Origin of the sequence: Lacicoccus alkaliphilus DSM 16010 (genome assembly GCF_900142805.1) — a bacterium.
In the GTDB taxonomy this organism is placed as follows: domain Bacteria; phylum Bacillota; class Bacilli; order Staphylococcales; family Salinicoccaceae; genus Lacicoccus; species Lacicoccus alkaliphilus.
This window is the reverse complement of record NZ_FRCF01000002.1, coordinates 384124-397259: the sequence shown is the minus strand read 5'-3', so window position 1 is coordinate 397259 and position 13136 is coordinate 384124. Positions and strand designations below refer to the sequence as shown.

General features: G+C 48.0%; 12 protein-coding genes. 11 read left to right on the top strand and 1 reads right to left on the bottom strand.

What is annotated here, in order from left to right:
* Positions 1 to 69 precede the first annotated feature (69 nt).
* From dxs to recN, 4 genes are all read left to right on the top strand, one after another.
* Positions 70 to 1959 (top strand): 1-deoxy-D-xylulose-5-phosphate synthase, encoded by a 1890-nt coding sequence (dxs, locus tag BUA12_RS02135; RefSeq protein ID WP_072707834.1) that lies wholly within the window; start codon positions 70 to 72, stop codon positions 1957 to 1959.
* Positions 1940 to 2722, top strand: coding sequence for a TlyA family RNA methyltransferase (locus tag BUA12_RS02130; RefSeq protein WP_072707832.1), 783 nt, complete (start codon positions 1940 to 1942; stop codon positions 2720 to 2722). The genes dxs and BUA12_RS02130 overlap by 20 nt, the downstream gene beginning before the upstream one ends.
* A gap of 83 nt (positions 2723 to 2805) precedes the next feature.
* Complete coding sequence (gene ahrC, locus BUA12_RS02125; RefSeq protein ID WP_072707831.1) at positions 2806 to 3258, top strand: transcriptional regulator AhrC/ArgR; 453 nt, start codon at positions 2806 to 2808, stop codon at positions 3256 to 3258.
* A gap of 17 nt (positions 3259 to 3275) precedes the next feature.
* Entirely contained in the window at positions 3276 to 4946 is a 1671-nt protein-coding gene (gene recN / locus BUA12_RS02120) for a DNA repair protein RecN (protein WP_072707829.1), read from the top strand.
* Here recN and BUA12_RS02115 read toward each other — a convergent pair.
* Entirely contained in the window at positions 4943 to 5203 is a 261-nt protein-coding gene (locus tag BUA12_RS02115) for a DUF2627 domain-containing protein (protein ID WP_072707827.1), read from the bottom strand. The genes recN and BUA12_RS02115 overlap by 4 nt on opposite strands.
* Positions 5204 to 5355: 152 nt before the next feature.
* Between BUA12_RS02115 and BUA12_RS02110 the strand changes: the two genes are divergently transcribed.
* Genes BUA12_RS02110 through BUA12_RS02080 form a run of 7 tightly spaced genes read left to right on the top strand, consistent with a single transcriptional unit; the run spans position 5356 to position 13122 of the window.
* On the top strand, positions 5356 to 6255 hold the full coding sequence (locus BUA12_RS02110) for a phosphate acyltransferase (RefSeq protein WP_072707825.1): 900 nt from the start codon (positions 5356 to 5358) through the stop codon (positions 6253 to 6255).
* A gap of 29 nt (positions 6256 to 6284) precedes the next feature.
* A complete protein-coding gene (locus BUA12_RS02105; RefSeq protein WP_072707823.1) occupies positions 6285 to 7382 on the top strand; it encodes a Leu/Phe/Val dehydrogenase in 1098 nt (365 codons plus the stop codon).
* Between the two features lie 6 nt (positions 7383 to 7388).
* Positions 7389 to 8453, top strand: a complete 1065-nt coding sequence (gene buk / locus BUA12_RS02100) for a butyrate kinase (protein WP_072707821.1) — start codon at positions 7389 to 7391, stop codon at positions 8451 to 8453.
* Positions 8454 to 8465: 12 nt separating this feature from the next.
* Complete coding sequence (gene lpdA / locus BUA12_RS02095) at positions 8466 to 9881, top strand: dihydrolipoyl dehydrogenase (protein ID WP_072707819.1); 1416 nt, start codon at positions 8466 to 8468, stop codon at positions 9879 to 9881.
* 11 nt (positions 9882 to 9892) lie between these two features.
* Positions 9893 to 10888 carry a thiamine pyrophosphate-dependent dehydrogenase E1 component subunit alpha gene (locus tag BUA12_RS02090; protein ID WP_072707817.1) on the top strand — a complete coding sequence of 332 codons (996 nt, stop codon included), beginning with the start codon at positions 9893 to 9895 and terminating at the stop codon, positions 10886 to 10888.
* A complete protein-coding gene (locus BUA12_RS02085) occupies positions 10881 to 11864 on the top strand; it encodes an alpha-ketoacid dehydrogenase subunit beta (RefSeq protein WP_072707815.1) in 984 nt (327 codons plus the stop codon). Before BUA12_RS02090 ends, BUA12_RS02085 begins: the two co-directional genes overlap by 8 nt.
* A gap of 28 nt (positions 11865 to 11892) precedes the next feature.
* Positions 11893 to 13122, top strand: coding sequence for a dihydrolipoamide acetyltransferase family protein (locus BUA12_RS02080; RefSeq protein ID WP_072708863.1), 1230 nt, complete (start codon positions 11893 to 11895; stop codon positions 13120 to 13122).
* Positions 13123 to 13136: the final 14 nt, after the last annotated feature.

The following is a 13136-nucleotide window of genomic DNA, read 5'->3' as shown; positions in this document are numbered from 1 at the left end:
TTATCGTATTCTTAGATACTGTTAGTAATGCTATAATTGAAAACAGTAAAATTAAAGGTTGGATGTAATATGAATCTCTTTCAAATAGAAAACCCTAAGTTTTTGAAAGATCTGAACATAAAAGAGCTGGAATCGCTTTCTCAGGAAGTCAGGGAATTCCTGATAGAATCATGTGCGATTACAGGCGGTCACATCGGGGCGAATCTCGGTGTGGTCGAACTGTCCATTGCGATGCATAAACATTTCAATTCCCCTGTAGACAAGTTTATTTTCGACGTGGGGCATCAGGCATATATCCACAAGATCCTGACCGGCAGAATCGGTCAGTTCGACACCTTGAGACAGTATAAAGGATTGTGCGGCTTCCCTAAAACACGCGAATCGGAGCATGACGTCTGGGAAGCCGGGCACTCGAGCACCTCTTTGTCTGCAGCAATGGGCATTGCAAAAGCGAGGGACATCAAGGGCGAGGCGTACCATGTCGTACCTGTCATCGGAGACGGGGCCCTGACCGGGGGGATGGCGCTTGAGGCACTCAACCATATCGGCTCCGATAAGACGGATATGACCATCATTTTGAATGATAATGAGATGAGCATTGCCCCCAATGTGGGTGCACTCCATAACATGCTGGGACGCATTAGAACAAACAGCAAATACAACAGTTTCAAGTATGACGTCGAGGATGCGATCCGCAAGATGCCTCAGGTCGGTTCAAGGCTGAGGGATGTTGCGGACCGCATTAAAGACAGCCTGAAGTATCTCGTTGTGGAAGGCATCTTTTTTGAGGAACTTGGAATCAAATACATCGGGCCGGTGGACGGCCATGACTACGAAGACCTTGAGCAGGCGATTGAATCGGCAAAGGATTATAAAGGCCCTGTGATCGTGCATGTCATCACCAAGAAGGGCAAGGGGTATCATCCGGCCGAAGATGACAAGCTCGGGACTTGGCACGGGCTCGGCCCATATAAAATTGATACGGGCGAAGTCCTCGGCAAGAAAAAGACCGTCTCCTGGAGCGAATTCATGTCGAATTCTGTGCTCGAAAAAGCTTACGATGACAACAGCATCGTAGCCCTCACTCCAGCCATGCCGGTCGGCAGCAAGCTGACCAGATTCCAGAAAGAACTGCCCGGCCGCTTCTTTGATGTAGGCATTGCAGAACAGCATGCGGTGACGATGTCGGCGGGACTCGCTTCAAATGGCATGAAGCCGTACCTTGCCATTTATTCCACATTCCTGCAAAGGGGCTATGACCAGCTCCTGCATGATGTCGACCGCCAGAACCTCAATGTTTTCATCGGTATAGACAGGAGTGGGCTTGTCGGTGCAGACGGGGAAACGCATCAGGGAGTATTCGACATCAGCTTCATCACGCCACTGCCGAATATGACGCTCATGATGCCAAGGGATGAGTACGAAGCCTCCCACATGGTCGACTTGGCATTTGCACATGAAGGGCCTGTGGCCCTCAGATATCCGAGGGGCAATGTTCCCGGTGTCGATATCAAGACCCCGCGCGCCTCTTTTGAAATCGGGGATTGGGAGATGGTGAAAGAGGGCGGGGATGTCCATATCATTTCATTTGGACCGACTGTTGCCCTTGCCGAAGATGCAGCAAATGCGCTCGATGGCGAGAAAATCGAAGCGGCTGTGGTGAATGCAAGGTTCATCAAACCACTTGATGAAGATTATCTTCATGAGCTCGGTGCGTCGGGCAGACCACTCGTCGTCGTCGAGGAATCCATGCTTGAAGGCGGACTCGGCAGCATGATTGCGGCTTTCTTCAGCGATCACCACTATACCAACAAATTGAAAAGGATCGGTATAGACAACGAATATATTGAGCATGGTGATGTCAACCTGCTGCTGGAGGATATAGGCATCACTTCTGAAAACATTAAATCCGAAGCAATGAAACTGATTGGGCTAAAACATGAAGAAAGTCCGAATTGACACTTACCTGGAAGAAAACTTCAACATCGGGACACTTGAGGAAGTCAGACGCTTCATCATGGCAGGGAAAGTGTTGAACAAAAATCAGCTGATATATAAACCTTCGGAAATGATCGACCCGGAGAAAGCTGATATCAGGTTCAAAAATTTAAAGTCCTTTGTCTCAAGGGGCGGGCTGAAGCTGAAGCAGGCCCTTGAGGAATTCGAAATAGATCTCGCTGGAAGAATAATGATTGATATCGGCAGTTCGACAGGCGGCTTCACCGACTGTGCCCTGCAGAACGGTGCAGAGCGCGTCTATGCCGTTGATGTCGGAACCAACCAGCTCGACTATAAGCTCAGGATCCACCCGCAGGTCGTCGTCAAAGAACAGACCAATTTCAAAGCCACCGGCCAGGATGACTTCAAGCCTGTGCCCGACATCATGACAATCGACGTTTCCTTCACTTCAATCGTCCCGATTTTGCGGCATGTCAGAAAATTATTCGACCATGAGTATGAAATCCTTGCTTTGATCAAGCCGCAGTTTGAAAGCTTTCTGGAGGAGCGGGAAGCGGACGGCATCATCACTTCCGTGGAAACGCACAAGAACGTGATCCAGAGGGTGGTTTCTGAATGCAAAGAGCTGGACTTACAGCCGGCAGCCATAAGCAAGTCGAAAGTGAAAGGTGCAAAGGGGAACCAGGAATATCTCCTCCACCTGACTCATAATATGGCCGGCAGAGGAAGCTTCACTGCAGAAGACATCCACTTATTATTTTAAGTGGGTGTCTTTTTAGTGCACTTTGACCCCGTGCTGTGATATTATATGTATAAATATACAGCTTTATTATATGGGGGATAAGAATGTCAAACAAGTCGATCAGACAAATCAAGATAAGAGAAATCATCACAAACAACAAGATAGAAACGCAGGAAGACCTTGTAGCCATGCTGAATGATTATAACTTCAATGTCACACAGGCCACCGTTTCCAGGGACATCAAGGAACTTCAGCTGATTAAGGTGCCGACCCCGACAGGTGCGTACGTCTACAGTCTGCCCAAAGACCGTAAATTCCACCCTTTGGAGAAACTGGGACGCTACCTGATGGACAGTTTCGTCAAGCTCGATTATACCCAGAACCTGCTTGTATTGAAGACTCTCCCGGGCAATGCCCAGTCCATCGGGGCGATTATAGATCAGCTGGAATGGGAAGAAGTCATAGGAACCATCTGCGGAGACGATACATGCTTATTGATTTGCCGTGATGAAGATGCACAGCAGACAATCAGGGACCGTATTTTCAATCTGATCTAAAAATTGGAGTGTTGTAAGTGCTCTTACGTTTGAATATTAAAAATTTCGCTATTCTGGAACATGTGGAACTTGATTTCCATACCGGCCTGACCGTGATATCAGGGGAGTCCGGTGCCGGTAAAACCATGATCATCGAATCCATCAATTACCTGTACGGGAAAAGGGCTTCCCAGGAAGATATCAGATATGATACCGAAGGCTCCATCATAGAGGGGGTCTTCGATTTTCCCGACACCCCGAGAATGAAGGAACTGCTGGAAGAATATAATATCTCCGAGGACGAGTTATATATTGTTCGCCGTGAGATCATGCAAAACAAAAAAAGCATCATCAAGCTGAACAATCATATGATCACGCTGTCGCAGCTCAGGACGATCATGGAGGAAGTGGTGAGCATATTTGCCCAGTCTTCACAGCTCGATGCACTTGATAAGCGGAAGCATATACTGTACCTCGATAAATTCCTTGAAATTCAGAATGAAGATATCTTCAGTGAATATCAAAAAGATCATCAAAAGTACCAGGCGATCGTCAAAAAAATCGAGGAGCTGGAATACAGGGACCGTAACCGGAGGGACTCCCTTGAATTGTATCAGCATCAATTCCAGGAGATTTCCGCCCTGGAGTTGAAAGAGGGCGAGGAAGAGCAGCTGGAAGAGGAATTGGAATACTTGATGAACTTCGAAAAGGTATTCGATTCTTTGAGTGCAATCAAAGCGCTCCTGTCTTCGGAAAAAAGCCCGCAGGGTACATTATATGAACTCAATCAACAAGTTGAATCATTATCCCAATACGATTCGGAATTCAAGGATTACAGCCCGACGATCATGGACGGTTATTATATCGTCCAGGAAATCGAGGCGCATGTCACTTCCGCGATGTCGTCCATGGACTATGATGAACAACGGCTGAACCAGATTCAGGAAAGGCTGAACAGCATCAACTTCCTCAAGAGGAAGTATAATAAAACCTATGAGGAACTCCTGTCTTATCTGGAGGAGCTTGATAACGATATACAGGAACTTGAAAATATTTCCCATTCATTTGAAAAGCTGAATTCGGAGAAGGAAGCGCTGCTCGCGGATATGGAGAAAAATGCGGATGCACTCCATACATTCAGGAATGAACGTAAACATTTCCTGGAAAGCCGCATCCAAAAGGAACTGATGGATCTGGAGATGTCCCAGGTGGATTTTGAAATCAAAACAAGGCAGGATAAATTTCATGCAAGAGGATACAGTGATGTCCAGTTCATGATCTCCACAAATAAAGGGGAACCTTTGAAGGAAATGAACAAAGTGGCTTCAGGCGGGGAAATGTCACGTGTCATGCTTGCCATAAAATCCATTTTTGCTGAATATGATCAGCAGTCCATCCTCATCCTTGATGAAATCGACACAGGAGTCAGCGGCGGCGTAGCCACAAAAATGGCGGAAAAGATGAAAATCCTGTCCAGATCCAGGCAGATACTCGTCATCTCCCATCTCCCTCAGGCGGCGGCCATTTCCGACTATCATTTATATATATACAAAGACAGTGATGGGGAACGCACGATCACCAACACCAGATATCTGACGGATGAAGATCATGTATATGAAATAGCCCGCATGCTGAGTGGGCAGGATGTGACGGAAGCAGCCCTTCTGAATGCACGTTCACTGATAAAAACAAACACAACCGTTGATTAATATTTATCAACGGTTGTGTTTTCTTTTTGCTGGAACCTTTCGGCTGCCCGTTTATTCTTTTTCTCGCGGTGCAGGATATATCCGCCGATGAACCAGATACCGGCAACGGAGAGTGCCAGCCCGACGCCAAACTGCAAGGCGGTCATGGTGAATGGGTCATTCAGGACACCGAATACGCTGTCCCTCATCCATTTCACACCGATTCCGGCAAGGATTGCCGGGACCACAAGAATCAATAAAGCTATGATTTTCTGCATATTACTCACCCAATCCTAATGTCCTGATTATTATACAATGTTCTTTTGAATAGTACAATTCTACAAAAATTCTTAATATTCCACGTTTCTTATTTTTTATGTAATTTCATATGCATATATGTATAATAAAAATTGCAGAGGGGAGGAACATCATGGAATTTGATGAAATTTTCAGTCATTTGAATAATGAAATGGTGGCGCTTTCAATTTCACGTGCCGCTGATGAAACGCTTCTCAGACCGGTTCTGAGTCTGATGGAAGAGTACAATATATCCGTACACCTTGTGGATGATGAAAAGCAGCTTAAGAAGCTGTTGGAATCCATGGGGGCGGAATATGCAGGTCATCCCGGCATACGCATCCATCATGCAGGGTCTGACGCTGAAGCAGCGGAAATTGCTGTGGAGCTCGCGGCGGATGGCACATGCGATATACTTATGAAGGGGGCGTTGCCCACTTCCATAATTTTAAAGGCGGTTTTGAATAAGAAGCACGATCTGATCTATAATGAAATTTTGAGCCATATCGCATTGTTCGACGTGCCAAACTATCATAAGGCCTTCATACTTACAGATGCTGCAATGAATATTGCACCGGGGGTTGAGGAGAAGAGGTGCATCATCAATAATGCCGTTGATTTTGCCCACACCCTCAACATTATGAGGCCGAAGGTCGCCCTGTTGTCCGCTGTCGAGAAGATCAATCCAAAGATTTCATCGACTGTGGATGCAAAAGAGGTTATTCGAAGAATTTATGAGGAAAATATGAGACAATTCATAGTGGACGGACCACTCCAGTATGACCTGGCGATTTCCAAAGAATCGGCCGCGGTCAAGAACATCGACTCCGAAGTTGCGGGTGACGCGGATATACTCATCGCACCGCAGATCGAAGCAGGCAATATATTGTACAAGTCGCTTGTCTATTCTGCCGGAGCAAGGGTGGCTGCAGTCATAGTCGGGGCGAAAGTTCCGATAGTGCTTACTTCAAGGGCGGACAGTGCTGAAGATAAATTCAATTCCATATGTCTTGCCATGAAATCATTATCTTAGTCTATAATATTATTGAAGGAGAGTTTTAGATGATATTTGAAAAAATGGAACAATATGATTATGAACAGCTGGTTTTTTGCCATGATGAAGCGAGCGGATTGAAGGCCATCATCTGTATACATGATTCGACATTGGGACCTGCACTCGGCGGTGCCAGAATGTGGAACTATGAGACGGAAGAAGAAGCCATCACTGATGTATTGAGGCTGGCTAAAGGCATGACCTACAAAAACGCGGCAGCAGGACTGAATCTCGGCGGCGGGAAAACGGTCATCATGGGAGATGCAAAAAAAGATAAATCCGAAGCTTTCTTCAGGGCGCTCGGCCGCTATGTCAACAGTCTCGGAGGCAGGTACATCACAGCAGAAGATGTCAACACCACTGTCCAGGATATGGATTACATCTATCAGGAGACGCCTTATGTCTGCGGCATCAGTGAATCATACGGTTCAGGCGGCGATCCGAGCCCGAAAACGGCACTTGGTGTCTACATGGCCATGAAACGTACTGCAAAGGAAGCTTACGGGAATGATTCGCTTTCAGAGAAGACGATTGCAGTACAAGGTGTAGGTGCTGTTGCATATAAAATGTGCGAGTACCTTCATGAAGAGGGCGCCAGACTGATCGTCAGCGATATCAACCAGGAGGCGGTCGACAGAGCTGTCAACGATTTTGGAGCCACGCAGGTCGGACTTGACGAGATTTACAGTGTCGAAGCGGATATATTTGCACCATGTGCACTGGGCGGCATCATAAACGATGAAACGATTCCGCAATTCAAGTTCAAAGCAATCTGCGGCAGTGCAAACAACCAGCTCGATGATGCAGAAAAGCATAGTAATATGCTGGCTGAAAACAACATCGTTTACGCACCCGATTATGTCGTCAACAGCGGGGGCGTCATCAATGTCGCAGATGAACTTGAAGGTTATGATGAGGACAGGGCGGTCATGAAAGTGAAAGGGATATATGAACAGATGGATAAAATCTTCACTATTGCAAAAGAGCAGGGTATATCCACCGCACAGGCGGCAGATCGTCTGGCCGAAACACGCATTGAGCAGATGATGCGTGTAAAGAGCACATTTTCTCTAAATGAAAAAAATCAATTCAATAAAGGAAAATAAATACTTATGCCAGTAAAAATACTCGTTTTGAACTTAGGCAGCACCTCCACTAAAGTTGCATATTTTGAAGATCTGGAGGAAGTGTACGCGGCTACTTTACGGCTTCCCACTGAAGAAGTCAGCCTCCCGCTGATCGAACAAGTGCCTGCCAGATTAAAATCGATTTATGACTTCATGGATCAATACGGCTTAAATGTGAAAGCCCTGGATGTCATCAGTGCCAGGGGCGGTTTATTGAAACCCATCGACGGGGGGACTTACGGCGTGAATGAACAAATGCTGGAAGAGCTGAAAGCCGCCGGCAGCGGGGAGCATGCTTCGAACCTGAGTGCCATACTTGCTCATGAAATCGGGAGCAGCCACGGCATCCAGGCGACGATCACCGATCCGGTCGTCGTAGATGAATTGATGGACGAAGTCAGGGTGACAGGCATAAAAGGGATTGAGAGGGCCTCCATTTTCCATGCACTCAACCAGAAGGCCGTCGCCCGGGACTATGCAGCCAGCATCAACAGGCGGTATGAAGACATAAATGTCATAGTTATACATATGGGCGGGGGCGTAACCGCCGGCGCCCATATGAGGGGAAGGGTCATCGATGTGAATGACGGCCTGTACGGCGACGGGCCGATGAGCCCGACACGGAGCGGTGCACTACCGAACAGGGCGTTTGCAAAATATATACTGGAAAATGAGCTGACGATCGGGGAAGTGGAAAAGGCCATCAGCAAAGAGGGCGGCTTCATCTCTCTGAAAGGCACAGGGGACGCGCTTAAGATCGAGCAGGAGGCGCTGTCGGGAGATCAATATGCACTGGATATCTACAAAGCACTCAGTGTTCAGATCGCCAAAGAGGCAGGGGCCCGTGCAGCAGTTTTGAAAGGTCAGATCGACGCCATTTTATTTACGGGCGGTCTCGCATACAGCGAATTTCTTATCGATCTGATCAGACCATATATTGAATTCTTAGGTGAAATACATGTATATCCGGGAGAAAAGGAAATGCTTGCGCTCGCTGAAGGTGCATATCGTGTGAAGACCGGTGAAGAAATACTCAAGGAATACAAATGAGGGGGAGAACCAATGGCAAATCAGTATGATCTGGTCGTCCTGGGCGGAGGAACGGCGGGCTATGCGGCCGCCATCAAAGCATCCCGGGCAGGCCTGAAAACCGCAATCGTCGAAAAATCCAAACTGGGCGGGACGTGCCTTCATAAAGGCTGCATTCCGACAAAATCATTCCTTAAGTCGGCAGAGACCTTGGCGATGATGAGGAGTGCCGGGGATTTCGGGATCGACAATGTGAATCCGACCTTCGATATGAAAAATATCGTGGCAAGGAAGGACCAGGTGGTTTCCCAGATGCACAACGGGATCCGGCAGCTCATGAAAAAACATAAAGTTGATGTATTTGAAGGTCATGGCCGGATATTAGGGCCGTCACTCTTCTCTCCCATGGCCGGAACGGTTGCGGTTGACAACCCTCATGACGATGAAGGAGAAAGTGAAATACTAGTGAACCAGAATGTTTTGATCTGTACAGGGTCGAGGCCACGTGAACTTCCATTCCTGCCTTTTGACGGGGCCATGATATTATCAAGTGATGACATGATGGTGCTGGAAGAGGTGCCCGACCGCATTGCAATCATCGGAGGGGGAATCATCGGCCTGGAATTCGCAAGCATGCTGAACGACCTTGGGGCGAAAGTCACTGTCTATGAGGCAGGTGAGCGCCTCCTTCCAAATGAAGACCGTGACCTCAGCAACACTTTGAAGAAGTACCTGGAGGAAAAAGGTATCCTCTTTGAGTTGTCAGCGGAGCTGAATGAAAATAATGTGATTTTGGAGAGTGATGCTGTAAAATTCAAAGCAGGGGAAGAACAAATCTACGATAAAGTCCTGGTGGCAATCGGCAGGTCGCCCAATATCGAGGACATCGGCCTGGCCAGCACCAGGATAGAATTGAAGGATGGCTATATACGGACTAATGAATACTATCAGACGAAGGATGACAATATATATGCTGTCGGCGACTGCATTGGTAATTTACAGCTGGCGCATGTTGCCACAAAAGAGGCACTCAATGCCATCACCCATATGACGGATGAAGAACCGTTCAAACTCGATTACAATCAGGTGCCAAGATGTATATACACCTCTCCAGAAGCAGCATCCATCGGAATGACCGAGGATGAACTGAAGGCGGAGGACATTACATTCGAAGTGCATAAAATACCGTTGAATACCGTTGCCAAAGCAGTGATCGAAGGTGATAAGAACGGTTTCGGTAAAATCCTGACCGAGCCGGATACGGGGGATATCCTCGGCGCGAGCCTCGTGGGACCCAACGTGACTGAACTCATCAACGAAGTCTCACTTGCAAAGTTTCTGGATGCTTCTGCACTGGAACTGGGCTCGAGCATACATGCACATCCATCAGTATCTGAAATACTGATGGAACTCGGCCTGGATGCCGAGGGAATGGCTATACACGTTTAAGGAGGTAAATTATGATAAATCATGAAGAAGTCGGCTTGACTGATGGAGATGTTAAAGAAATGTACCGTACCATGCTGCTGTCGAGAAAGCTCGATGAAAGGATGTGGCTGCTCAACCGTGCGGGTAAACTGCCTTTCGTAATATCCTGCCAGGGTCAGGAAGCGACACAGGTAGGCGCGGGATTTGCACTGGACAAAGAAGAAGATGTTCTGAGTCCTTATTACAGGGATCTTGCACTGGCGACCCATTTCGGTATGACCCCGCTTGAAACGATGCTTTCCGCTTTTGCCAAAGACGGGGATATACAAAGCGGCGGACGTCAGATGCCCGGCCACTTCAGCAAAAAAGCCAGCAATATCCTCTCCCAGGGGTCTGCCGTCACCACCCAGGTGCTACATGCTGTGGGCGCAGCCTATAAGTTTAAACTGGATGGTGAAAAGCGGGTGGCTTTGACGACGCTTGGAGAAGGTTCCACAAGCCAGGGTGATTTTCATGAAGGCCTGAATTTTGCAGGAGTACATAAACTGCCGGTGATCTGCCTGATTGAAAACAACAAATATGCAATCAGTGTACCGACACGTCTTCAGTACGCAGTTGATAAACTTTCCGACCGTGCACACGGTTACGGCATGCATGGTGAGCACGTGGACGGCAACGATCCGTTCGCGGTCTATGGAGTGGTCAAGGCGGCGAGGGAACGTGCGGTCAATGGCGAAGGCGCCTCATTGATCGAAGCCATGTCCACCAGACTGACTGCCCATTCTTCCGACGATGATGATTCATACCGTACAATAGAAGAACGTGAGAAAAATAAAGAAGAAGACTGTGTCGTCCTGATGAAGGATTATATGGTCGAAAAGAATATTGCTGAAGAATCATGGTTCCTGGAGATAGAGGAAGAGTTCAAACTGATCGTCAAAGATGCAACCAAAGAAGCCGAAAACGCACCTTACCCAAAGGCGGAGGATGCGCTCAGGCATGTGTATGAGGAGGTAGACAATGGCTAAAATATCTTATTTGCAGGCAATCACCCATGCTCTGGACCATGAAATGGGCAAAGACGATGATGTGTTCATACTCGGTGAAGACGTTGGAAAAAAAGGCGGCGTGTTCAAGGTGACTGACGGACTCCAGGAAAAATACGGTGAACTCCGTTGTCTTGATACCCCGCTTGCAGAATCCAACATCGTCGGTACGGCGATTGGGGCGGCGATGATGGGCAAAAGGCCTGTTGCTGAAATCCAGTTTGCCGACTACATCCTGCCTGCCACAAATCAGATACTGAGTGAGGCTGCAAAAATCAGGTACCGTTCCAATGGGGAGTGGAATTGCCCGATCGTCATCCGTGCACCTTTCGGCGGCGGCATCCACGGAGCCTTATACCACTCACAATCCGTTGAAGCGCTGTTTGCGTCCACACCGGGTTTGAAAGTCGTCATACCATCGACACCAAGCGATGCGAAAGGACTGCTCATCTCGGCCATCAGGGATAACGATCCGGTCTTGTTTTTCGAACATAAAAAAGCCTACCGCCTTTTGAAGGAAGAAGTGCCGGAAGGCGACTATACGGTACCGATCGGCAAAGCAGATGTCAAACGTACGGGCGAAGACATCACGGTCATCACTTACGGCCTCTGTGTCAATTATTCACTGCAGGCAGCCGAGAGGTTATCCAAAGATGGACATGATATTGAAATTCTGGACTTGAGGACCGTCTATCCCCTGGATAAGGAGAGTATCATTGAATCCGCCAGTAAGACAGGAAAAGTTCTGCTCGTCACCGAGGATAACCTTGAAGGGAGCGTCATGAGCGAAGTTTCAGCGATCATCGCAGAGAACTGCCTTTATGACCTCGACGCACCGGTCATGAGGCTGGCAGGTCCGGATGTGCCGGCCATGCCATATTCACCGCTGATGGAAGATTACTTCATGGTCAATCCGGATAAAATAGAAGAGAAGATGCTTGAATTGTTAGAGCACTGATGGAGGGGATAAAGTGACTGAGATTAAAATGCCCAAATTAGGCGAAAGTGTTACTGAAGGCACGATAGAACGTTGGCTCGTCAAACCCGGGGACACGGTTGAGGAGTACGATCCCCTGTGTGAAGTGATCACGGACAAGGTCACGGCCGAAGTGCCGTCGGCCACAGCCGGAACGATAGGAGAGCTCCTAGTCGGTGAAGGTGAAACTGTGGAAGTCGGGGTTGCGATATGCACCCTGGACACTGGGAACGGCGAAGGCACACTTGAAGCAGAGGAAGAGCCTTCCGCAAGTGCAGAGGAGACTGCACCGGCTCCTGAAAAACCTGAGGCACCTCCTGCACAAACTGCCGACAAGCCCCGGGGTGCACGGATTTCTCCTGTGGTGATGCGGCTGGCCAGTGAAAATGATATAGATCTGAGCAAGGTCAACGGCTCGGGCTTCAACGGCAGGATAACTAAAAAAGATATATTGAAAGAGATTGAAGAAGGGCCTGGAACCGCTCCTGCCGGTAAGCCGGTGCCTGGGCATGCACCTGAAAGCACCCAGCCTTCCGTCATGGCCGGTGAAGAAATTCCGGTCACCGGGATACGTGCAGCCATAGCAGATAAAATGGTGCAGTCAGCAACGGAAATACCGCATGCCTGGCTGATGATGGAAGTGGATGCGACCAATCTCGTCAACCTGCGTAATGATCTGAAAGATGATTTTAAAAAGAATGAAGGATTCAATCTGACTTTCTTCAGCTTTTTCGTAAAAGCTGCAGCAGAGACATTGAAGGAATTTCCCATGCTCAACAGTTCATGGCAGGGGGATAAGATTGTAGTGAATAAAGATATCAACATTTCAATCGCTGTCGCAGGTGATGATAAGCTTTATGTGCCTGTCATCAAAAATGCAGATGAACTGACGATCAAAGGTATCGCAAAGCAGGTCAATGAACTTGCGAATCTCGGCAGGCAGCACAAACTCACCTCAGAACATATGGCGGGCGGGACTTTCACCGTCAATAACACAGGCGCTTTCGGCTCCGTCCAGTCCATGGGCATCATCAATCATCCGCAGGCTGCCATTCTCCAGGTGGAATCCATAGTCAAAAAACCTGTGATCATCGACGATATGATAGCGGTCAGACATATGGTGAATTTGTGCCTGTCGATCGATCATCGTGTTCTCGACGGTCTCGTCGCCGGACAGTTTTTAAAGAAGGTCAAAGAGAAAATCGAAAAGATGTCTGCAGAGCATACCTCGGTGTATTAATCTTTACAAAGTAA